This is a genomic window from Variovorax sucrosi (genome assembly GCF_051216635.1).
Lineage (GTDB): Bacteria > Pseudomonadota > Gammaproteobacteria > Burkholderiales > Burkholderiaceae_C > Variovorax.
The window spans coordinates 135,799-157,829 of record NZ_JBPJZU010000011.1; the positions used below are offsets into that span (position 1 = coordinate 135,799).

General features: G+C 70.8%; 21 protein-coding genes. 14 read left to right on the forward strand and 7 right to left on the reverse strand.

Annotation, left to right across the window (positions count from 1 at the left end; all coding sequences use genetic code 11):
• Window positions 1-65 precede the first annotated feature (65 nt).
• Window positions 66-683, forward strand: a complete 618-nt coding sequence (locus ACSFBE_RS21200; RefSeq protein WP_435492389.1) for a pyridoxamine 5'-phosphate oxidase family protein — start codon at window positions 66-68, stop codon at window positions 681-683.
• Between the two features lie 5 nt (window positions 684-688).
• Here ACSFBE_RS21200 and ACSFBE_RS21205 read toward each other — a convergent pair whose 3' ends face one another.
• Window positions 689-1,588 (reverse strand): LysR family transcriptional regulator, encoded by a 900-nt coding sequence (locus ACSFBE_RS21205; protein WP_435492390.1) that lies wholly within the window; start codon window positions 1,586-1,588, stop codon window positions 689-691.
• A gap of 164 nt (window positions 1,589-1,752) precedes the next feature.
• Here ACSFBE_RS21205 and ACSFBE_RS21210 point away from each other — a divergent pair, with 164 nt between their 5' ends.
• Entirely contained in the window at window positions 1,753-2,232 is a 480-nt protein-coding gene (locus tag ACSFBE_RS21210) for a nuclear transport factor 2 family protein (RefSeq protein ID WP_435492391.1), read from the forward strand.
• Window positions 2,233-2,248: 16 nt separating this feature from the next.
• Here ACSFBE_RS21210 and rsmI read toward each other — a convergent pair whose 3' ends face one another.
• Entirely contained in the window at window positions 2,249-3,217 is a 969-nt protein-coding gene (rsmI, locus tag ACSFBE_RS21215; protein WP_435492392.1) for a 16S rRNA (cytidine(1402)-2'-O)-methyltransferase, read from the reverse strand.
• On the opposite strand from rsmI, the gene ACSFBE_RS21220 reads away from it, so the two are divergent.
• The 3 genes from ACSFBE_RS21220 (at window position 3,217) to ACSFBE_RS21230 (ending at window position 5,017) form a co-directional block, all read left to right on the forward strand.
• A complete protein-coding gene (locus tag ACSFBE_RS21220) occupies window positions 3,217-3,621 on the forward strand; it encodes a YraN family protein (protein ID WP_435492393.1) in 405 nt (134 codons plus the stop codon). The two genes, rsmI and ACSFBE_RS21220, sit on opposite strands and share 1 nt — an antisense overlap.
• Window positions 3,622-3,683: 62 nt before the next feature.
• Window positions 3,684-4,283, forward strand: coding sequence for an SIS domain-containing protein (locus ACSFBE_RS21225; RefSeq protein ID WP_435492394.1), 600 nt, complete (start codon window positions 3,684-3,686; stop codon window positions 4,281-4,283).
• Window positions 4,280-5,017, forward strand: a complete 738-nt coding sequence (locus tag ACSFBE_RS21230) for a BON domain-containing protein (RefSeq protein ID WP_435492395.1) — start codon at window positions 4,280-4,282, stop codon at window positions 5,015-5,017. Before ACSFBE_RS21225 ends, ACSFBE_RS21230 begins: the two co-directional genes overlap by 4 nt.
• A gap of 29 nt (window positions 5,018-5,046) precedes the next feature.
• Here the strand turns inward: ACSFBE_RS21230 and ACSFBE_RS21235 are convergent, their stop codons facing one another.
• From ACSFBE_RS21235 to ACSFBE_RS21255, 5 genes are all read right to left on the reverse strand, one after another.
• Window positions 5,047-5,949, reverse strand: a complete 903-nt coding sequence (locus ACSFBE_RS21235) for an NAD(P)-dependent oxidoreductase (protein WP_435492396.1) — start codon at window positions 5,947-5,949, stop codon at window positions 5,047-5,049.
• Window positions 5,950-6,005: 56 nt separating this feature from the next.
• A complete protein-coding gene (locus tag ACSFBE_RS21240) occupies window positions 6,006-6,311 on the reverse strand; it encodes an NIPSNAP family protein (protein WP_435492397.1) in 306 nt (101 codons plus the stop codon).
• 104 nt (window positions 6,312-6,415) lie between these two features.
• Window positions 6,416-9,088 (reverse strand): ligase-associated DNA damage response DEXH box helicase, encoded by a 2,673-nt coding sequence (locus tag ACSFBE_RS21245; RefSeq protein ID WP_435492398.1) that lies wholly within the window; start codon window positions 9,086-9,088, stop codon window positions 6,416-6,418.
• Window positions 9,085-10,737, reverse strand: a complete 1,653-nt coding sequence (locus tag ACSFBE_RS21250) for an ATP-dependent DNA ligase (protein WP_435492399.1) — start codon at window positions 10,735-10,737, stop codon at window positions 9,085-9,087. Before ACSFBE_RS21250 ends, ACSFBE_RS21245 begins: the two co-directional genes overlap by 4 nt.
• Window positions 10,734-11,789, reverse strand: coding sequence for a ligase-associated DNA damage response exonuclease (locus ACSFBE_RS21255; RefSeq protein ID WP_435492400.1), 1,056 nt, complete (start codon window positions 11,787-11,789; stop codon window positions 10,734-10,736). Before ACSFBE_RS21255 ends, ACSFBE_RS21250 begins: the two co-directional genes overlap by 4 nt.
• Window positions 11,790-11,995: 206 nt before the next feature.
• Here ACSFBE_RS21255 and ACSFBE_RS21260 point away from each other — a divergent pair, with 206 nt between their 5' ends.
• The 9 genes from ACSFBE_RS21260 to ACSFBE_RS21300 all read left to right on the forward strand — a co-directional run bounded on the left by ACSFBE_RS21260 (window position 11,996) and on the right by ACSFBE_RS21300 (window position 22,030).
• Window positions 11,996-14,017, forward strand: a complete 2,022-nt coding sequence (locus ACSFBE_RS21260; protein WP_435492401.1) for a sensor domain-containing diguanylate cyclase — start codon at window positions 11,996-11,998, stop codon at window positions 14,015-14,017.
• A 22-nt stretch (window positions 14,018-14,039) separates the two neighbouring features.
• On the forward strand, window positions 14,040-14,945 hold the full coding sequence (locus ACSFBE_RS21265) for a LysR family transcriptional regulator (protein ID WP_435492402.1): 906 nt from the start codon (window positions 14,040-14,042) through the stop codon (window positions 14,943-14,945).
• Between the two features lie 157 nt (window positions 14,946-15,102).
• Window positions 15,103-16,278, forward strand: coding sequence for a cyanuric acid amidohydrolase (gene atzD / locus ACSFBE_RS21270; protein WP_435492403.1), 1,176 nt, complete (start codon window positions 15,103-15,105; stop codon window positions 16,276-16,278).
• Complete coding sequence (locus ACSFBE_RS21275; RefSeq protein WP_435492404.1) at window positions 16,275-17,681, forward strand: amidase; 1,407 nt, start codon at window positions 16,275-16,277, stop codon at window positions 17,679-17,681. The genes atzD and ACSFBE_RS21275 overlap by 4 nt, the downstream gene beginning before the upstream one ends.
• The gene (locus ACSFBE_RS21280; RefSeq protein ID WP_435492405.1) at window positions 17,678-18,898 is read left to right on the forward strand and encodes an FAD-dependent oxidoreductase; all 1,221 of its coding nucleotides are present in this window, start codon (window positions 17,678-17,680) and stop codon (window positions 18,896-18,898) included. Before ACSFBE_RS21275 ends, ACSFBE_RS21280 begins: the two co-directional genes overlap by 4 nt.
• Window positions 18,895-19,413, forward strand: a complete 519-nt coding sequence (locus tag ACSFBE_RS21285; RefSeq protein ID WP_435492406.1) for a VOC family protein — start codon at window positions 18,895-18,897, stop codon at window positions 19,411-19,413. Before ACSFBE_RS21280 ends, ACSFBE_RS21285 begins: the two co-directional genes overlap by 4 nt.
• 6 nt (window positions 19,414-19,419) lie before the next feature.
• The gene (locus ACSFBE_RS21290; protein ID WP_435492407.1) at window positions 19,420-20,421 is read left to right on the forward strand and encodes an ABC transporter substrate-binding protein; all 1,002 of its coding nucleotides are present in this window, start codon (window positions 19,420-19,422) and stop codon (window positions 20,419-20,421) included.
• Window positions 20,421-21,263 carry an ABC transporter ATP-binding protein gene (locus tag ACSFBE_RS21295; protein WP_435492408.1) on the forward strand — a complete coding sequence of 281 codons (843 nt, stop codon included), beginning with the start codon at window positions 20,421-20,423 and terminating at the stop codon, window positions 21,261-21,263. Before ACSFBE_RS21290 ends, ACSFBE_RS21295 begins: the two co-directional genes overlap by 1 nt.
• A complete protein-coding gene (locus ACSFBE_RS21300; RefSeq protein ID WP_286647054.1) occupies window positions 21,260-22,030 on the forward strand; it encodes an ABC transporter permease in 771 nt (256 codons plus the stop codon). The genes ACSFBE_RS21295 and ACSFBE_RS21300 overlap by 4 nt, the downstream gene beginning before the upstream one ends.
• Window position 22,031 lies beyond the last annotated feature (1 nt).

The following is a 22,031-nucleotide window of genomic DNA, read 5'->3' on the forward strand; positions in this document are numbered from 1 at the left end:
GCCGGCGCCTCGGTCGCACAGTCGAGGCATCGCAGCCCATGCTGCAAACGCCCCAGGAGCCCGCCATGTCCCATGCCTTCGCAGAGATCGCCTTCACGCCGTCGGTCAAGGCGGCTCAGCAGCGCGACGGCAGCCGCGCCAGCTACGCCCGCAACTTCGAGGACGGCGGCGAGACCACGCACGACCGGCTCGGCGAGGACGAGGCGGCCTTCATCGAGGCCCAGCGCAGCTTCTACATGGCGACCGTGTCCGAAACCGGCTGGCCCTATGTGCAGCACCGCGGCGGGCCGCGCGGCTTCCTGAAGGTGCTGGACGAACACACCCTGGCCTTCGCCGACTTCGCCGGCAACCGGCAGATGGTGAGCGTCGGCAACCTGGCGCAGAACGACCGGGTCGCGCTGATCCTCGTGGACTATGCGCAGCGGGTGCGCCTGAAGCTGATGGGCCGGCTCTCGGTGACCGAGCTGGCCCCGGCCGACCCGCTGTTCGCCCGGCTGGTCGCGCCGGCCTACCGCGCCCGCCCGCAGCGCGCGATGCGCATCCATGTCGAGGCCTTCGACTGGAACTGCCCGCAGCACATCCCGGTGCGCATCGATGCCGAGGACGTACAGCGCGCCATCGACGAACGCGACGCGCGCATCGCCGCACTGGAGGCGCAGCTGGCGGCGCAGCGCGCGGGCTGACGGCTTCAGCGCAGCGCGGGGTCGGCTCGCAGCGCCTCGACGATGCGGTCGATGAAGCTGCGCACCTTCTGCGTCGCATGGCGGCCTTCGCGGTGCACGATGTGGATCGGCAGCGGCGCCGGCTCGAAGGCTTCCAGCACGCGCACCAGCGTGCCGGCCCGCACCGCGTCGGCCACCTGGTAGCCGAGCAGCCGCGTGAGGCCGAAGCCGGCCGTGGCCGCGGCGATGGCCGAGTCGTTGGTGGTGGTGCGCAGGCGCGGCCGCACCCGCTGCGCCATCGGCTGGCCGTCGGCGTCGACGAAGCGCCACTCGGAACTTGCGCTGGCGCCGGCCCAGACGATCGAGTGGCCGTCGAGCGCCGCCGGGTCGGCCGGCGTGCCCTGGCGCTGCAGGTAGTCGGGCGACGCCACCAGCACCCGGCGCACCTGCCCGACGCGGGTCGCTTGCAGCGAGGAATCGGGCAGCTCGCCGATGCGCACCGCGACATCGATCCCCTCTTCCACCAGGTTCACCACCCGGTCGAGGAAGAGGCAGCGCGCGTCGACCTCCGGAAAGTCGGCCAGGTAGCGCACCAGCACCGGCGTGACGTGCAGGTGGCCGAACAGCACCGGCGCGGTGATGCTGAGCGTGCCGCGCGGCGCCGCATGCGTGCCGGTGGCGGTGAGCTCGGCCTCCTCGATCTCGCCGAGGATGCGGCGGCAGTCGTCGGCGAAGCGGGCGCCGGCCTCGGTCACCCGCACGAAGCGGGTGGTGCGGGTGAGCAGGCGCAGGCCGAGCCGCTGCTCGAGTTCGGCGACGGCGCGCGTGACGACCGGCGGCGACAGCTTGAGCTTGCGCGACGCGCTGGCGAAGCCGCCGCAGTCCACCACGGTGACGAAGGCGCTCATCGCCTGCAGCCGGTCCATCGCTTCTCCTCGTTGGGTTGCTCGTTGGTTGCTCGTTCGCCGCCGATTGTGCGGGCCGACGGCCCTTCCGCTTCCGGAAAGAAACTGTTGGTCCCGGCGCGGCTTCTGCCGCCTGCAGCTTTGCGCCACAGTCGGGGCCTCAGCCTTTTTCCCCTGGAGCCGCCATGAACACGCCGACCGATGCCCGCCCGCCCTTTCCGCCCTTCGACCGCGCCTCGGCGACGCAGAAGGCGCGCCTCGCGGAGGACGCCTGGAATTCACGCGACCCGCAGCGGGTGGCGCTGGCCTACACCGCCGACAGCGCCTGGCGCAACCGCGTCGAGTTCCCGGTCGGCCGCGCCGAGATCGTCGCGCTGCTCGAACGCAAGTGGGCGCGCGAGTTGGACTACCGGCTCATCAAGGAGCTGTGGGCCTGGCAGGACGACCGCATCGCGGTGCGCTTCGCCTACGAGTGGCACGACGATGCGGGGAACTGGTTCCGTTCCTACGGCAACGAGAACTGGGAATTCGATGCGCAGGGCCTGATGCGCCGCCGCTTCGCGAGCATCAACGACCGGCCGATTGCCGAAGTCGACCGGCTGTTTCGCTGGCCGCTGGGCCGGCGGCCGGACGAGCATCCGGGGCTGAGCGAACTGGGGCTTTGAGCGGACTCAGTCCGACTCAGTCTTCGCCGTCGTCGCTGCCGGTGTCGGCACCGGCACCGTCGGCGCGCAGCCGCAGCGCCGCGTCGTAGAGCTGGTTGCGCGGCGCGCCGCTGATCTCGGCCGCCAGCTTGACGGCGCCCTTGAGCGGCAGCTCGGCCAGCAGCAGGCGCAGCACGCGCAGCGACTCGGCGCCGTCGTCGGCCGCGACCGCCACCGGATGCAGCACCAGCGCGAACTCGCCGCGGGTGCGGTCGCGGTCGCCGGCGAACCAGTCGGGCAGCGCGCTCGCCGCGACGGTGGCAATCTCCTCGAACTGCTTGGTGAGCTCGCGGCCGACGGTAATGCGGCGCTCGCCCAGCACCGCGAGGGCGCGCGCCAGGGCTTCGATGCGGTGCGGCGCCTCGAGCAGCACCACGCTGCGCGGCTCGCGCGCCAGTGCCTGCACCGCGGCATCGCGCTCGCCGGCCTTGCTCGGCAGGAAGCCGGCGAAGACGAAGGCGCTGCGCTCGTCGCCACCCTCGGCCACCAGGCCGGCCGCGGCGATCAATGTGATGACGCTGCTGGCGCCGGGCAGCGGCAGCACGCGGTGGCCGGCAGCACGCACCGCGGCGGCCAGGCGCGCGCCGGGGTCGCTCACACCCGGCGTGCCGGCGTCGCTGACATAGGCGATGCGCTCGCCCTGCGCCAGGCGCGCCACCACGCTCTGGGCCGCCTCGGCCTCGTTGTGCTGGTGCACCGCGAGCAGTTGCGCGCCGGGCCGGTCGATGCCATAGGCCCGCAGCATGCCCTGCGTATGGCGCGTGTCCTCGCAGGCCACCACGTCGACGATCGCCAGCACATGCAGCGCCCGCAGCGTGATGTCGGCCAGGTTGCCGATCGGGGTGGCGACGACGTAGAGCGTGCCCTGCGGATAATGCTGTGCACCGGCGGCATCGCGCGCGGCCGACAGGGCGGCGCCGAAAGCGGCGGGAGCGAGAGCATTCAATGGGATTCCTTCAGAACAACGACAAGACGGCAGGGAGCACGACGACCAAGCAGCGCGGCGACGCGGCGGAAGACGCCGCGCTCGCGCATCTGCAGCAGGCCGGGCTGCGGCTGGTCGCGCGCAATTATCGAACGCCGGGGCGCGGCGGCGGCGAGATCGACCTGATCGTGCGCGACCCGCGCGACGGCACGGTGGTCTTCGTCGAGGTGCGCCAGCGCGCCAGCCGCAGCCACGGCGGTGCCGGCGGCAGCATCACCGGCGTGAAGCAGCGGCGCATCGTGTTCGCGGCGCGGCACTACCTGATGACGCAGCGCACGCCGCCGCCCTGCCGCTTCGACGTCGTGCTGGTCGAGCCCACCGGCATTGAATGGCTGGTCGCCGCCTTCGATGCGGGAACTGCCTGAGCACCCGCACGCTCCACGCATCACACCTTTTGTTTCATCACCCCCAGTTATCATCGCCGCCCATGCTCGAGCAACGGATCCAGCAGCACTTCATCGACAGCGCCGACCTCAAATACCAGGCAGGCCCGGCGCTCAGCAAACCCATTTCCCAAGCCATGCAGGCCGTGCTCGCCTGCGTGACCAGCGGCGGCAAGATCCTGGCCTGCGGTGCCGGCGTGTCCGGCCTGCTGGCGGCCCAGTTCGCCGCCCAGTTCGTCGGCCGCTTCGAACGCGACCGGCCCGAGCTGGCCGCCATCGCCCTGCCCGGCGACGCCACCGACCCCGCTGCCGACACGGCCGACGCCCGCGACCACGACCGCTTCGCGCGCCAGGTGCGCGCGCTCGGCCAGGGCGGCGACGTGCTGCTGGCGCTCAGCGCCACCGGCCAGTCGGGCGCGGTGCTCGCGGCCGTCGAGGCCGCCCATGCGCGCGACATGACGGTGGTGGCCCTGCTCGGCGCCAACGGCGGCGCGGTCGGACGCGCGCTGCGCGAGACCGACGTCCAGGTTTCCGTGCCGCACGAGCGTGCGTTGCGCATCCACGAAGTCCACCTGCTCGCGCTGCATTGCCTGTGCGACGGTGTGGACGCCCAGCTACTCGGAGAACAGGAAGCATCCACATGACGATCCCATCGACCCAGCGCCTCGTGCTGACCCTCACCGCCGCCGCCGCGCTGGCCGCGGCACTCTCGGCCTGCGTGCCGCTGGTCGTGGGCGGCGCGGCCGTCGGCGCCGGCCTGGTGGCCACCGACCGCCGCACCTCGGGCGCGCAGCTCGACGACCAGGCGATCGAGCTGCGCGGCGCGGCCCGCATCCGCGAAATCGCCAACGACCAGATGTACGTCAGCATCACCAGCTTCAACCGCCAGATGCTGCTGACCGGCACGGTGGCCAACGAGGCCGACCGCCGCCGCGTCGATGCGGCGGTGCAGGGCATCGACAACGTGCGCTCGATCGTGAACGAGGTGCAGGTGGGCGAGCCCCGCTCGTTCCAGGTGCGCTCCAACGACACCTTCATCACCGGCAAGGTCAAGGCCTCGCTGCTCGACGCCAAGGATGTCTTCGCGACCTCCTTCAAGGTGACCACCGAGAACGGCGTGGTCTACCTGATGGGCCTGGCCACACGGCGCGAAGTCGATCGCGCCACCGACATCGCGCGCGGCGTGAGCGGCGTGCAGAAGGTGGTGCGCGTGGTCGAAGTGGTGAGCGAAGCCGAGCTCGCCGGCCAACTGCGCCAGGGCGGCACGGCGGCCCCCGCTGCAGCCCCCGCACCGAGCGGCTCGCGCGTGCCGCTGCCGCCGATGGAGCCGCTGCCGGCCGCACCGTCGGGTGGCGCGACCGCCACGCCGATCCGCTGAACGAAACAAGCGCCCCGCGGGGCGCTTGTTTATTTGAGTCGCGTGATGAGGCTGGACGTGTCGTAGCGCGCACCGCCCGCCTGCTGCACGTCGGCATAGAACTGGTCGACCAGCGCGGTCACCGGCAGCCTCGCACCGTTGCGCTTGGCCTCGTCCAGCACCAGCCCCAGGTCCTTGCGCATCCAGTCGACGGCAAAGCCGTAGTCGAACTTGCCGTCGATCATGGTCTTGCCGCGGTTCTCCATCTGCCAGCTCTGGGCGGCGCCCTTGCTGATGACGCCCAGCACCGCTTCCATGTCGAGGCCCGCGCGCTGACCGAAGGCGATGGCTTCGCTCAGGCCCTGCACCAGGCCGGCGATGCAGATCTGGTTGACCATCTTGGCGAGTTGGCCGGCACCGCTCTCGCCCAGCAGCGTGACGGCGCGCGAGAAGGCCATGGCGATCGGCTTGACCGCGTCGAAGGTGGCGCTGTCGCCGCCGCACATGACGGTCAGCAGGCCGTTCTGCGCGCCGGCCTGGCCGCCGGACACCGGGGCGTCGATGAACTGCAAGCCCTTGTCGAGCGCGGTCTTCGACAGCTCACGCGCCACGTCGGCCGACGCCGTCGTGTGGTCGACGAACACCGCGCCCTTGGCCATGCCGGCGAAGGCACCGTCGTCGCCCAGCACCACCGAGCGCAGGTCGTCGTCGTTGCCGACGCAGCAGAACACGATGTCCGCACCGGCCGCAGCCTCGCGCGGTGTCGGCGCGCTCTGGCCGCCGAATTCGGCGGCCCAGGCGGCCGACTTGGCGGCGGAGCGGTTGTAGACCGTCACGCTGTGGCCCGCCTTGGCGAGGTGGCCGGCCATGGGAAAGCCCATCACGCCCAGGCCGAGAAAGGCCACCTTGCGCGAGGGAACGGAGTCGTAGGTTTTGGGGTTGAGGCTGCTCATGGGGGCAGCTTAAACGACCGACGCGTCTCTCGCCAATGGCCGTGGCCGCAGCCCCGTCACTCGAACACGGGGCGGAAGAAGGTGCGCTCGTAGCTCAGGAAACAGCGCGTCTCGGCACCGTACGCGAACGCGTCCTTGCATTCCTGGTCGTCGAAGGACTGGATCCGGTACGTCTCGTACGCCGCCAGCGACGGGAACGAGAAGGAGGCCAGCGCGATGTTGCTGGCGCCTTCCGACGGCAGCAGGTAGCCGTGGTGGACACCTCCGAACTTCCGCACCAGCGGGATCCAGAGCCGGGCGTAGTGCTCGAACTCGGGGAGCCGGGTCGGATCGAGCACGTAGCGAAGATGACAGGTGATCATGAACGGGCCTCCTGGGCGTTGGCATGCCGCGAGGGTTCGCCACGCATGCGCTCGTCAGCGTGGCTGGGAGCTCGGCGATTCTGAAGGCAAACATGCCCGTTTGTTCACAGCGGCGGCAGCGGTCGCGACGGCTTGCGCTCGCGCCGCGGCCGGCGGGGCGCGCCCGGCGCACCGCCGCGTCCGCTGGCGCCTTCCTGGCCGAAGGCCATGCCCGCCTTGACGTCCTCCACACCGCCGACCGGCACCGCCCCGCCGGCCGCCTTCTCCAGCTGCTCGACCATGCGCGCGATGCGGTCGGCCACGCTCTCGTTGCTGAGCTTCTCGCGGAAGCGCTCGACCATCAGCGGAAAGGCGAAGGGCGTGGGCCGGGCGAGCGGCTGCATCACCAGCCGCTGCGCGTTCATCCGCGCGAGGCTGGCGCGCAGCCGGCCGATCTCCAGCTCCTGCGCCAGCAGTTCCTGCTCGGCCTGCCGCAGCAGCCGGTTGGCCGGGTCGTATTTGCGGAAGACCTCCCAGAACAGCGAGGACGAGGCCTGCAGCTGCCGGTTGCTGCGCTTCTCGCCAGGGTAGCCCTGGAAGATCAGGCCCGACACCCGCGCGATCTCGCGGAAGCGGCGCCGTGCGAGCTCGCTGGCGTTGAGGCTTTCGAGCACCTCGTGCAGCAGCGCGGTGCGTTCGCCTTCGTCGCCGGCCGCGTGCGCGATGGCGTCCTGCGCGGCCGCATCGTGCCCGGAGCGCAGCACCTGCGGCAGCAGCGCCGGCCAGTCGACCTCGGTGGCGCTGAGCAGCTCGAAGCCGTAGTCGTTGACCGCGATCGAGAAGGTGCGCGGCGCATGCTGCGCGACACGCCAGGCGATCAGGTTGGCCAGGCCCAGGTGCACCTGGCGGCCGGCGAAGGGGTAGAGGAACAGGTGCCAGCCTTCGCGCGTCTTCAGCAGCTCGGCCAGCAGGGTTTGCGGCGTGGGCAGCGCCGACCACTGCTGCTGGATTTCGAGCAGCGGGCGCACGCACTGCAGCTCGGGCGTGTCGTAGCGGCCCTCGCCGGCCAGCGCGAGTTGCTGCACCACCGCGTCGGCCAGCGTGGTCGACAGCGGCATGCGACCGCCGTTCCAGCGCGGCACCGCCGGCCGCTTGCCGCTGGCGCGACGCACCCACGCCGTCATCTCGCGGATGCGCACCAGTTCGAGCATGCGGCCACCGAAGAGGAAGCAGTCACCGGGCTTCATGCGCGCCGCGAAGCTCTCTTCGACGCTGCCGATCTTGGCGCCGCCGACGTACTGCACCGTCATGCTCGCGTCGCTGACGATGGTGCCGATGTTCATGCGGTGGCGGCGCGCCAGCCGCGCATCGGGCACGCGCCAGACGCCATCCGCATCGGGCACCGCGCGCTGGTAGTCGGGATACGCCGCGAGCGACGGGCCGCCCTGCCGCACAAAGGCCAGGCACCAGTCCCAGCTGTCGCGCGAGAGCTTTGCGTACGCCGCCGTACCGCGCACCTCCGCGTACAGATCCTCCGGCACGAAGCCGCCGCCCAGCGCCACCGTCACCAGATGCTGCACCAGCACGTCGAGCGGTTGCTCCGGCGTGCTGCGCGCCTCGATGTGGCCCGCCGCGATGGCGTCGCGCGCCGCGGCGCCTTCCACCATCTCGATGCTGTGCGTGGGTACCAGCGTGATGCGCGACGGCCGGCCCGGCGCATGGCCCGATCGCCCCGCGCGCTGCAGCAGTCGCGCGACGCCCTTGGGGGAGCCGATCTGCAGCACCCGCTCCACCGGCAGGAAGTCGACGCCCAGGTCCAGGCTCGATGTGCACACCACCGCGCGCAACTCGCCGCTCTTGAGCCCCGCCTCGACCCACTCGCGCACCGCGCGGTCCAGCGAGCCATGGTGCAGCGCGATCAGCCCGGCCCACTCGGGCTTGGCTTCGAGGATCGCCTGGTACCAGATCTCCGATTGCGAACGCGTGTTGGTGAAGACCAGCGTGGTGCTGCTCGACGCGATCTCCTCGACCACCTGCGGCAGCATCGTCAACCCCAGGTGCCCACCCCACGGAAAGCGCTCGGCGCGGCCGGGCAGCAGCGAATCGATCACCAGCTTCTTCGGCACCTGGCCCTGGACCAGGGTGCCACCCTGTCCTTCATCTCGATGGCCGAGCAAGGTGTGCATCGCCTGGTCGAGGTTGCCCAGCGTGGCCGACATGCCCCACACGCACAGCGCCGGGTTCCAACGCCTCAATCGCGCCAGCGCCAGCTGCACCTGCACGCCGCGCTTGTTGCCCAGCATCTCGTGCCACTCGTCGACCACCACCATCTTCACCGTGCCCAGCACCTCGGCCGCATCGGCGCGCGACAGCAGCACCGACAGGCTCTCGGGCGTGGTGACGAGCGCGGTGGGCAGACGCACGTTCTGCGCGCTGCGCTCGCCGCTCGAGGTGTCGCCGCTGCGTGCGCCGGCGGACCAGTCGGGGGCGAGGGATTCGAGGGGTTGCTGCAAGGCGCGCAGGGTGTCGGACGCGAGCGCGCGCATGGGCGTGAGCCACAGCACGGTGAGCGGCGGTGCCACCCTCTTCGCGGTCGCACGCACGGCCGGCTTTGGCTTCGGCGCCATCGCGAAGGCCTTGAGCGCGCCGAGCCACACCGCATAGGTCTTGCCCGCGCCGGTGGTCGCATGCAGCATGCCCGACTGCCCGTCGCCTATTGCCTTCCAGACCTCGCGCTGAAATGCGAAGGGCTTCCAGCCACGGCCCGCGAACCAGGCGACAAGGTCGGCGAGCTTCATGCCGCGGCAGGCAACAACGCCCCCAGCGTCTCCAAGGTATCCGCCTCCTCCACCGGCTTGTCCTCCCGCCACCGCAGCATGCGCGGAAAGCGCACCGCGATGCCGCTCTTGTGGCGCGTGCTCTTCGCGATGCCTTCGAAGCCGAGCTCGAACACCAGCGTCGGCTTGACGCTGCGCACCGGGCCGAAGCTCTCGATCGTGGTCTTGCGAATCACCGCGTCGACGCGGCCCATCTCGGCATCGGTGAGGCCCGAGTACGCCTTCGCGAAAGGCACGAGCTTGCGGTCTGCCTGCTCGGGCGGCCCGTCCCACACGGCGAAGGTGTAGTCGCTGTAGAGGCTGGCGCGGCGGCCGTGGCCACGTTGGGCGTAGATGAGCACGGCGTCGATGCTCAGCGGGTCGATCTTCCACTTCCACCAGGTGCCGACGTCCTTGGTGCGGCCGACGCCGTAGTGCGCGTGGCGTTGCTTGAGCATCATCCCTTCGACACCCATCGCACGCGCCGCCTCGCGCTGGTGTGACAGGTCGGCCCAGCTGTCGCCGGTGAGCATCGGGCTGGCGATGAGCTGGGGATGCTGCACCTGCGCGACGAGGTCGTCGAGCAGCGCGCGGCGTTCCTGCTGCGGCAGCGCACGCAGGTCGCGGCCTATCCATTCGAGCAGGTCGTAGACCAGCAGCACCACCGGGATCTCGCGCAGCAGCTTGGGGCCCAGCGTCTTGCGACCGATGCGGCGCTGCAGTTCGGCGAAGGGCTGGACCTTGTCGTCTCTCCACACCACGATCTCGCCGTCGACCACCGTGCCGTCGGGCAGCGCCTCGCCCATGGTCGCGAGTTCAGGGAAGCGGTCGGTCACCAGCTCCTCGCCGCGCGACCACAGCGACACCGCGCCGGCGCGCTTCACGAGCTGGGCGCGGATGCCGTCCCACTTCCACTCCACGATCCAGTCGGCCGGCCGCCCGAGCAGCGCATCGAACTGCGCGACGGGCTGGTTGAACGGGTGCGCGAGGAAGAACGGGTACGGCTGGCCGCTGGTCTTCTGATTGAGCTCGCTGTCGTTCTCCGCGCCGACGAGCGCCGCGTAGTCGGCCGCGCTCGGCTGCCCGCTGATGTGCGTATAGCCCATGAGCCGCTGCGCCACCCGTTTGGGGTCGAGCCCCCCGACGGCTGCGAGCGCCTGCGTCACCTGAAGCCGCGACACGCCGACGCGGAAGCTGCCGGTCATGAGCTTGAAGTAGACCAGCCGCTCGTCGACCGCGAGCTGGCGCCACTGCGAACGCAGCGTGTCGGCGAGTTCGTCCGGCGGCGTCTTTCGCAACGGCAACAGGTGCTGCTCGATCCACACGGCCAGGCCGAGGTCGTGCGCCTCGGTCGGCGGCGGCAACAGCAGCGAGATGGTTTCGGCCAGGTCGCCGACGGCCTCGTAGCTCTCGTCGAACAGCCATTCGGGCAGGCCGGCCGCCTCCTGCGCGAGCAGGCGCAGCAGCTTGGTCGGCACCAGTTGCCGCGGCTTGCCACCGGCGAGGAAGTACACCGCCCAGGCGGCGTCTTCGGGGGCGGCGGCATGCAGGTAGCGTTGCAGGGCAGCCTGCTTGGCGAGGCTCGATGTGGTGGCGTCGAGTTCGCGATAGAGCGCGGCGAAGGCTTTCATGGCGCGGCGTCGGGGGCCGCTTCGGCATCGGCCGGCGCGGGCTTGGCGTCGCCCTGGTCGGCCACATCCTCGTCGCCGTACTCGGTCTTGAAGCCCTGCGCCTCCAGCCCGTTCTCGGTCAGCCAGCGCACCAGCACCGCGACGCTGCCGTGCGTGACGAACACGCGTTCCGCGCCGGTGCCGGCGATGGCTTTCTGCAGGCCGGGCCAGTCGGCGTGGTCGCTCATCACGAAGCCGCGATCGACGCCGCGCCGGCGCCGCGTGCCGCGCAGCTGCATCCAGCCGCTAGCGAAGGCGTCCGCGTAATTGCCGAAGCGCCGCATCCACGGCGTGCCCTGTGCCGAGGGCGGCGCCAGCACCAGCGCGCGCTTGAGCGTCTGCGCGTCGACGCCGGGGTCGGTCACGCGCAGCGTCGGCGGCAGCGCCACGCCGGCGGCGCGGTACACCGCGTTCAGTGGCTCGACCGCGCCGTGCACCACGATCGGCCCGATGCCCGCATCCACGCCATGCAGGATGCGCTGTGCCTTGCCGAAGGCATAGCAGAACAGCACCGACGCGCGGCCCTCGTCGGCATTGCGGCGCCACCAGTCGTCGATCTCCGCGAAGAGCACCGCCTGCGTGGGCCAGCGGTAGATCGGCAGGCCGAAGGTCGACTCGGTGATGAAGGTGTCGCAGGGCACCGGTTCGAAGGGCGGGCAAGTGCCGTCGGGCTCGGTCTTGTAGTCGCCGGATGCAACCCACACGCGGCCGCCGTGTTCGAGCCGCACCTGCGCCGAGCCGAGCACATGGCCGGCCGGATGCAGCGACACGCGCACGCCGTGGTGCTCGATGGCTTCGCCGTAGGGCAGCGTCTGGAGATGGATGTCCGTGCCGAGCCGGGTGCGCAGCGTGCCTTCGCTGTCGGTGTGCGCCAGGTAGTGGCCATGCCCCACGCGCGCGTGGTCGGAGTGCGCATGGGTGATGACGGCGCGCGCCACGGGCCGCCAGGGGTCGATGTAGAAGTCGCCGGGCGGGCAGTAGAGGCCTTCGGGGCGGGCGACGACGAGGTCCATGATGCGATGCTAGCCCGCAGCCCCTCGGAAAGAAGACGCTCACCGGCGCGTTGTGCCGTGTGGATTGACCTACAAGGACGCCCATGTGAATTTCGCCGAGGACCCTCGAAGACACGCGACAATATGTTTCGCGTGACCTGCCCACCACTGAATCCCGTTTGGAGCGCCTGGCTCAAGCTGCGCGCCTGTTGACCCATCGATTGCCCATGAACGGCCGCGACTTCCACTGGCCCGCTGCTCTCGGCTCGCTCAAGCTGCGCATCACCGCGGGCGGCATCGCGGCGCTGGTGGTCGGCATCGGGCTGATCACGGCGCTGCTCGTAACGCGGGCCGAGCGCGACACCCTGGAAGCGCAACTCGTGCGGGAGTCGAGCGAGACGGTGCGCACGGCAGGGTTGCTGTCGCGCCAGGTGGTCGAGTTGCAGCGCGCGCTGGCAAGCGTTGCGCCCCAATTCAGCGACATCGCGGCGGACGACCGGGGCGCGCTGCTGCGTCTGATCGAGTCGCAGCGGGTCTTGCGGCAGCTCTTCACCAACGTGTTCGCGACATCGGCCGATGGCCAGGTGCTGGTCGCCGCCGACAGCCGACAGGTGACCCTTCCGGCGTCGCTGAACATTGGCGACCGCGACTATTTCCAGAAAACCGTGCGCGAAAACCGCGCGATCATCTCCGACGCGACACCGAGCCGCGTGAACGGTCAACCGTTGATCATCCTGACGCAGCCGGTTCGCGACGCCGCTGGAACGCTGATGATCTTCAGCGGCTCGTTGCGCCTGAACACGCGCGACCTGCTCGACGGCCTGGTCGAAGACAACGATGACGCCACTGCGGCGCTGGTCGTTGTGACAGACCAGACCGGTCGCGTGCTTGCCCACCCGAACCGCGACCGCCTGCTGACGCTGCTGAGCAGCGAACCGCGTCTGGCACAGGCTTTCGCCGCCTGGCAGGCGATCGGCGCCCCCGTCGAACCGACGGGCGTCCGCCTGCCGCAGCACGGCGCGCTGGTCAGCGCGGCGGGCGTGCCGGGGCCGGACTGGATGGTCTGGCGCGTGCGTGCCGAAGCCGATGTGCTGGCGCCGCTGCGCGCGGCCCGGGCGGATGCGATCCTCGGTGCGGTGGTGCTGCTGGCACTGCTGTCACCGCTGCTCTTCGTGATGCTCTGGCGCGCGTTGCGGCCGCTGACGCTGCTCGAACACCGCGCGCAGCACCTGTTCGACGGCTCCCTGCAGCCGGACGCCGGCTGGCCGGGCGGGCGCGGCGAGATCGGGCGCCTGAGCGCCGTGCTCCGCCGCGTGGGCCTGGAGCGGCTCACGCTGGAAGCGCAGAACGCCAAGACCATGCGCAAGCTGAACTCGGTGATGAGCGCCGCGCCGGTGGGCATCGCCTTCACGCGGGACGACCGCTTCGAGCTCGTCAGCGCCGAACTCTGCCGCCTGGTCGTCGCCACGCCGCAGGACCTGCTCGGCCAGCCGCTGCGCACGCTGTTCGCATCCGGAGACGACCATGGCGCCTTCCTCGCACGCGAGCGCTCGGATTTCCGTGCGTTGCAGCCCTACACCGGCGAATGGCAGCTGCTGCGGCACGACGGGTCGAAGTTCTGGGCCGGCCTGCGCACCAAGCCGGTCGACCTGGCCGACCGCACGCTGGGCACCATCTGGATCGTCAGCGACATCGAAGACCAGCGCGCCGTACGCCAGCAGCTCGAGTGGTCGGCCACGCACGACGCGCTCACCGGCCTGGTCAACCGCGAGGCCTTCGAGCAGCAGGCGCGGCGGCTGGTCGAGACGCAGCCCGACTCACGGCCGGCCGCGCTGGTCTTCCTAGACCTCGACCGCTTCAAGCCGGTCAACGACACCGCTGGTCACCTGGTCGGCGACCTGATGCTGCTGACGGTGGCGACGGCGATCGCCGCGCACGTGCGCACCGGTGACCTGGTGGCCCGCATGGGCGGCGACGAATTCGCGCTGCTGCTGGAAAACTGCCCGCCCGATGCAGCGATGACCATTGCCGACGAGGTGCGCCGCGCCGTCACCGAGGTCGTGGTGCCCTCGACGCACGGCCCGCTGAGCGTGGGCGCCAGCATCGGCGTGGCGGCGCTGCAGGCGAACATCGCGACGGTGAACGACTGGCTGCAGGCCGCAGACGCCGCCTGCTACGCGGCCAAGTCCGCCGGCCGCGACACGGTGCGCGCCGCGCCGATGGGCGCGGGCAGCGCAGGCGGTGCGTGAAACCCGGGCACCGCCACCCGCCATGCTCCACCCGCCCCGCCATTTCGTCTACCTCGACGCCGTCGCGCGGGCCGGCTCGATCCGCAAGGCGGCCGAGAAGCTGCACGTGGCCTCGACCGCGCTCAACCGCAAGATCCTCGAAATCGAGTCCGACGTCGGCACGCCGCTGTTCGAACGGCTGCCGCGCGGCGTGCGGCTCACCTCCGCCGGCGAGGTGCTGATCGCGGCGGTGCGTCGCAGCATGGCCGACATGCGCTCGGCCGAATCGCAGATCGAGCAGCTGCGCGGCCTGGTGCGCGGCACGGTGCGCATGGGTTGCGCCGAATCGGTGGCGACCGACCTGGTGCCGGCCACCATCGCGCAGTACCAGCAGACGCATCCGGGCGTGCAGTTCCAGATCCTCGCCGGCGTGACCGGCGTGCTGGTGACTGCGCTGCTGGCCGACGACGTCGAGCTGGTTCTGATGCACGACCCGGCGCCGTCGGAATCGCTGCGCGTCATCGCCGCCATTCCGCAGCCGCTGTGCGCGATGCTGCGGCCCGACCATCCGCTGGCCGACCGCACCGCGCTGCGCCTGGCCGACTGCCAGAAGTACACCGTCGCGCTGGGTGACCGCTCCTTCGGCAGCCGACGCTTGCTGGACGACCTGATGGCGCGCTCGCGCATCGGCCTGCAGGTGGCACTGGAAGCCAGCACGGTGCAGACGCTCAAGGAATTCACCCGCCAGACCGGCGCGATCAGCTTCCAGTTCCAGATCGGCACCCAGAACGAGGTGCGACGGGGCGAGCTGGTGTCGATCCCGCTGACCGACCGGTCGCTGACGCACAGCCAGCTGGTGCTGGCCGCGCGCGCCGGCCGCATGCTGCCGATCGCCACGCTGTCCTTCATGGAAACGCTGGTCAACCGGCTGGCCGAATTGCCCGGCTGACACCGGCGCGGCATGCGGGCGGCAAGCCCGCCGGGCGCGCCCGAGAGCGAGCGCAATTTGTGTGCGGTGCGAGCGAAACTATGCGCTGGAGGTTTGCAGGGGCGCTGCCCATACTCGGTGCACCTGTTGCACCGCAGCACCCATGCACCCACCTCCGATGTCTTCTTTTCCCACGCCGGAACGCAACGCGCCCCCGGTCGACCACCGCCCGGCGCTGCGCGTGCACCGGCTGGAGATGGCGCACCCCGGCGATCTGTCCGCGCTGGCCGCGCTGCTCGACGCCGGCGCGCTGCGGGCGGCCGACATCGTGGCGGTGATCGGCAAGACCGAGGGCAATGGCGGCGTCAACGACTTCACCCGCGGCTACTTCACCCAGACGCTGATGGCGCTGCTGGCGGAGCGCACCGGCCGCCCGGTCGCGACGCTGCTGCGTGAGCTGCCCTGCATTCTTTCCGGCGGCACCGAAGGCGTGCTGAGTCCGCACTATGTGGTGTTCTCGCGCAGCGGCCGGCCCGATGCGTCGTTGGCGGACGCCGACGCGGCCGGCCAAGGCGCGCTCGCCATCGGCACCGCGCTGAGTGCACCGCTGGCTGCGCAGCACGTGGGCCGCTGGGCGCACGTGAGCTCGGTGGCCGACGCGGTGCGCACGGCCATGCGCGACGCCGGCATCGCGCACGCCGAGGACGTCGCCTTCGTGCAGGTCAAGTGCCCCTGCGTGACGGCCGCGCGTGCCCAGGCGGCGGCCGCCGCAGGCCACACGGTGCTCACGGCCGACGCCAACCGCTCGATGGCCACCGCGCGCGCCGCCGGCGCCTTCGGCGTCGCCATCGCGCTCGGCGAGTTGCCCGACGACGCGTCGCTCGAAGCCGCGATGCTCACCGACTTCAACCGCTTCTCGGCGCGCGCCAGCGTGTCGTCCGGGGTCGAGGTCGAGGCCAACGAGGTGATCGTGCTGGGCCACAGCACGCAGTGGCAGGGCGAGCTGCGCATGGGCTGCGCGCCGATGCGCGATGCGCTCGACCTGGGCGCCGTGGCGCTGGCGCTGCGCCCGCTGGGGCTGGCGGCCGAGCCGCAGCTGAGCGAGGCCGACGCGGCCCGGGTGGCCGCCGTCTTCGTCAAGTGCGAGCCCGACCGCCGCGGCCGCGTGCGCGGCGCGCGCCACACCATGCTCGACGACACCGACATCAACGCCCAGCGCCACATCCGCGGTGCGGTGGGCGGCCTGGTGGCCGGCGTGCTGGGCGACGGCCGCATCTTCGTGTCCGGCGGCGCGGAGCACCAGGGCCCCGACGGCGGCGGGCTGGTCGCCGTGATCGCGCGAGGCGTCGCATGAGCGCCCCCTGGCAGCTCGACATCGGGGCGCTGGCGCAGGCCTATGCCGCCCGCACGCTCTCGCCGGTCGAGGCGCTGGCCAGCGTGCTGGCGCGGCTCGACGCCGTCAACCCGCGGATCAACGCGGTGATCGCGCGCGACGACAGCGCCGCCTGCGCCGCGGCGCGCGAGAGCGAACGCCGCTGGCTGCGCGGCGCGCCGCTGTCGGCGCTCGACGGCGTGCCGATCAGCGTGAAGGACAACATCCCCGTGGCCGGCATGCCCTGCCGCTGGGGCAGTGCGCTGTACCCGGCGCATGCGCGGCTGCGCGACGAGTCGCCGGCACAGCGCCTGCGCGATGCCGGCGCGCTGCTGTTCGCCAAGACCAACGTGCCCGAGTTCACGCTGCAGGGCTACACCGACAACCTGATTTTCGGCACGACGCGCAACCCGTGGAACACCGCGCTGACGCCCGGTGGATCGAGCGGCGGTGCGGTCGCGGCCGTGGCGGCGGGCATCGGCCCGGCGGCGCTGGCCACCGACGGCGGCGGATCGATCCGCCGGCCCAGCGCCTACACCGGCTTGGTCGGCCTGAAGCCCTCGTGGGGCACGGTGCCGCGCGCGCACGGCCTGCCCGAGATGCTGCCGCTGCTGGAGGTGATCGGCCCCATCGCCCGCAACACGGCCGACCTGGTGCGCGTGCTGCAGGTGATCGCGCCGACCCTGCGCCGCCTCGACCCGCTCGCCCTGCCGGCGCCGCAGCCGCTGCGCATCGCGCATTGGTCGCACATCGCCGGCAGCCCGGTCGACCCGGTCATCGACCAGCGCATGGCCACCGTCGCGGCCCAGCTGCGCGGCATGGGCCACCACGTGACGGCGGCCGACGCCCCGGCCGCGGTGCATGTGTTCAACCGGCTCGCCTGGCCGGTGCTGAGCGCCACCGGCCTGGCCGCCGTGCTGCACGACAGCACGCCGAAGGACGATGCGCGCATGACGCCTGCGCTGGCCGCGATGCTGGTCACCGGCCGCTCGCTGCGCGCGGTCGACCTGTTCAATGCGCAAGTCCACCAGCACGCGCTGCGCGGTGCAATGGACCGTGTCTTCGAGGACGTCGACCTGGTGCTCACGCCGGCCTGCGCCGCCATGCCCTGGGCCGCCGAGCAGAGCCATCCGACCCACATCGCCGGTCAACGCGTCGACCCGCGCGGCCATGCGGTGTTCACCGCCTTCGTCAACGGCGCCGGCCTGCCCGCGCTGGCGCTGCCGGCCGCGCCCTCGCCCGACGGCCTGCCCATCGGCTTCCAGCTGATCGGACCGCAGGGCAGCGACGCGCTGCTGTGCGCGCTGGGCCTGGCCTTCGAGCGGCAGCAGCCGCAGACTCGCCGTTGGCCGCTCCCGTCCCTTTCCGAAAGTCAACCCGCATGAAAATCGTGATCATCGGTGCCGGCGTGGCCGGTGCCATCCTGGCGCGGCGGCTGGCCCTGCTGCCTGGCGTGGACCTGCACTGCCTCGAACGCGTGAGCCCCGAGGACCATTCGGAGGCCGGCACCGGCCTCAACGTCGGCCCCAACGCCATCAAGGCGCTGCGCCTGTGCGACCCGGCGCTGGCCGCCGATGTGGAAGCCGCCAGCCTGCCGTGGCGGCGCTGGCAGGTGTCGCTGACCGATGGCACGGTGCTGTTCGACCTGCCGATCGCGCAGGTGGCCGACAACCCCGGCATCCGCATCCGCTGGTCGGAGCTGTACCGCGTACTGCGCGCCGGTGCGGGCCCAGCCATCCGCTATGGCTGCGAGATCGAAGCCATTGGCGCGAGCGTCAACGACGCCACGCGGACCACCGTGCGCTACACGCAGGGCGGCGAGCACCACACGATCGACGACATCGACCTGCTGGTGGGCACCGACGGCCGCTACTCGGCCACGCGCGCCGCCTTCTCGGGCCTGCCCGAGCCGCGCCATGTGGGCGTGGCGATCGTGCGCACGCTGGTGCCTGACACCAGCGGCGGCCTCATCGACGACTACGGCCAGTGGTTCAACGGACCGCACCGGCTGCTGGCCTTCCGCGTGCCGCCGGGCCATGTGTACATCGCCGCCACCTTCCCGATCGAGCCCGGTGCACCCATCGACGAGGCCTGGAACACCGAGGCCGTGCTGCGCGCCGCCTACCGGCCCGCGGGCGGCGCCCTCGGCGCAGAGGCGCAATGGCTGATGGACGCGCTGTGCGCCAACCTCGCACAGACGCACTGGGCGCGCATGCAGGAATCGGACGTGCGCTTCGCCGAGCCGGTGCGCCAGGTGATGTACCTCGGCGACAGCGCGCACGGCATGGCGCCGACGCTGGGCCAGGGCGCGACGCAGTCGATGGAAGATGCCTGCGCGGCCGCGATGATCATCGCGCGCGAGATCGGCGCCGGCCGCCTGTCGCCGCGCGACTGGCTTGCGCAGGTCGAGGCCGCGCGGGGCGAGCGCATCCGCTTCGCGATGGCGCTGTCGATCGACGCGACCGACACGATGCTCGCCGGCTCGGACCCGGTCGAGGGCACGCGCTGGAAGACCGGGCCGGGCTTCATTTCCGACCTGTCGGCGCTGTTCCGCGATGTGGCGCTCGGCGCCTCGGTTGATCGGATGAAGGAGAGCGCATGAACGCGGCCATCACCCACGGCCTGTTCCACCTCGCGATCAAGACCGCGAACCTGGACGCCACGCGCGCCTTCTGGGTCGGTGTGATCGGCCTGCGCGAGATCGGCCGCCCCGACTTCGGCTACCCCGGCGCCTGGCTCGCCTGCGGCCAGCCGGGCGGCCAGGCCATCATCCATGTGTACGCGGGCGGCCCGGCGCTCGGCGCTGCGGGCCAGGTGCCGAGCGGCACCGGCGCCATCGACCATGTGTCGCTCGCCTGCTCGGGCTACCACGCGTACGTGGCGCGCTTCCGCGCGGCCCGGCTCGACTGGCGCGAGTTCCTGGTGCCGGGCACCACGCTGTGGCAGCTGTTCGTCTACGACCCAAGCGGCGTGCAGCTCGAGCTCACCTTCGAAGGCGCGGTCGAGCCGGGGGCGCCGCCCGACCTGTCGGCCCCACGCGTGTACCGCGCCGGGCACAGCTTCTTCGATCCGCCGTCCTACCCCACCCTTTCTTCGCCTCTCAATCTTTCGGAGTAACCCACGATGTCGCGTTCTGATTTCCTTTCCACGCCGCGGCACGCCAGCCGCCTCATCGCCGGTGCCCTCGCGCTCGCCGCCGCCACGCTCTGCATGCCGGCCGCCGCGGCCGACAAGATCAAGATCGGCGTGTTCCCTTCGAGCGCGGCGCTGCCCTTCTATGTCGCCGTGAACCGCGGCTACTTCAAGGACGCCGACCTCGAGATCGAGGAAGTGCCCATGACCAGCCATCCGCTGACGGTGCAGGCGCTGGTGTCGAACGGCATCGACGCGGCGGTGAACCTGGTGACGCTCGAAGGCGCCAACATGGAAGCGCGCCGGCCCAACACGCTGAAGTACATCTCGCTCAACGGCCAGAACGCGCAGCACGTGATCGAGCAGTTCGTCGTCAAGGCCGACAGCCCGGCCAAGTCGCTGAAGGACTTCAAGAACGGCTTCAAGCTGTTCTCGGCGCCGGGCCCCGCCAACATCGGCGCGGCGCGCGCGGTGCTCAAGAAGGTGGGCCTGGTCGAGGGCAAGGACTTCACCATTCAGGAGCAGCAGATCGGCGTGCACGTCGGCGCGCTGCAGTCGGGCAACTTCGACGGCGGCTACACGCTGGAGCCGTCGGCCACGATCATGGTTGCGCAGAAGGTCGGCAAGCGCGTGGAAACCGGCGTGATCGCCACCTACCTGCTGGGCAACAAGAGTGCCTCGGCCTTCGCAGCCGGCGCGGTGATGTCGGGCAAGTTCATGGCCGACAAGCCCGACGTGGCCAAGCGTTTCGCCGCCGCCTGGGCCCGTGGCGTGAAGGAAGCGCAGGCCGACAGCAGCGCGCGCGGCTACCTGGTCCAGGGCATGAAGGTGCCGCCGGAGCTGGCCGCCACCGTGCCGCTGCCGCGCATCGTGATGGTCAAGGACATGAGCGCCGCCGACGTGGGCGACTTCCAGAAATTCCTCGACATCGGCACCGAACTGGGCGTGGTGAAGGACAAGATCGACGGCAAGACGCTCACCCGAGCCTTCTGATGCGCGTGATGAATTCGAATCTGCCGATCGGGGCCGCATTGCCCGACACCGCGAGCAGCGACACCTCGCACCGCTGGTACCCCAAGGGCACGCACATCACCATCCGCGGCCTGACCAAGCGCTTCCAGGACGCGACCATCTACGACGACTTCGACCTCGACATCCCGAAGGGCAAGATCGTCTCGGTGTTCGGCCCCAACGGCTGCGGCAAGAGCACGCTGATCAACATGATCTCGGGCATCCTGCCTTACGACGCCGGGCAGATCCTGTTCGAAGGCAGGGAGGCGCGCGACACGCGCATCGGCTATGTCTTCCAGAACTACCGCGAGGCGGTGTTCCCGTGGATGCGCGCCATCGACAACATCCGCTACCCGCTGCAGTACCTGGACATTGCCAAGGGCGAGCGGCAGGCGCGGCTCGACCGGCTGGTGGAAAGCTTCGAGGTGAAGTTCGACCTGAACCGCTACCCGTACCAGATGTCCGGCGGCCAGCAGCAGCTGGTGTCGATCATGCGGGCGCTGGTGGTCGACCCCGAGGTGCTGTTCCTCGACGAGCCCTTCTCCGCGCTCGACTACGAGATGGTGATGTTCCTGCGCGAGCGACTGCAGAAGGTGCTGACCGAACGCCAGACCACCACCATGCTGGTCTCGCACGACCTCGACGAAGCCGTGCTGCTGGCCGACGAAGTGTTGCTGCTGACCAAGCGGCCCACGCGCGTGGCCGAGAACTTGCCCTTCGACGTGCCGCGCCCGCGCACGGCCGACACCACGCTCAGCCCCGCCTTCATCGCCACCAAGACCCGCGCGCTGGAGATCTTCCAGCGGGAGGTGCGCAAGCCATGAGCGCGATCTCCGAACGCACGGCAGCAAGGCTGCGCCCGCTCGTCGGCATGGCGGTGCTGATCGCCCTGTGGGCCTTCGTGCATGCGACGCGCGCCATCGACCCGGTCCTGCTGCCGTCGCCAATGGAGGCGCTCGCCGCCTTCTGGAACGGCATCGCGCATGGCACCCTGTGGGGCGACTTCTACAAGACCATCGTGCGCACGCTCAGTTCCTTCGGGCTGGCGCTGGTGATCTCGGTGCCGCTGGGCATCGTGCTGGGCTCGAACGAGAAGATCTACCAGTCGATCGAGTTCGCCATCGACTTCTTCCGCTCCACGCCGGCCTCGGCGATGTTCCCGCTCTTCCTCGTGCTGTTCGGCGTGGGCGAAGCCACCAAGATCGCGGTGGCGGCCTTCGGCGCGGCGCTGGCGATTCTCTTCAACGTGGCCTACGGCGTGATGAGCGCGCGCAAGCAGCGCCAGCTCGCGGCCAAGGTGATGGGCGCGCCGCGCTGGCGGGTGCTGACCGACGTGATCCTGCTGGAGTCGATGCCGCAGGTGTTCGTGGGCATGCGATCGGGCGTGTCGATCGCGCTGGTGATCGTGATCGTGGCCGAGATGTTCATCGGATCCACCGATGGCCTGGGCCAGCGCATCATGAATGCGCAGACCATCTTCGACATGCCCGACATGTACGCTTCGATTTTCGCGGCCGGGCTGCTCGGCTATGTGATGAACCTCGTGTTCCTGATGGCGGAGCGTCGCTTCGTGCATTGGGGTGGAAAGTAAG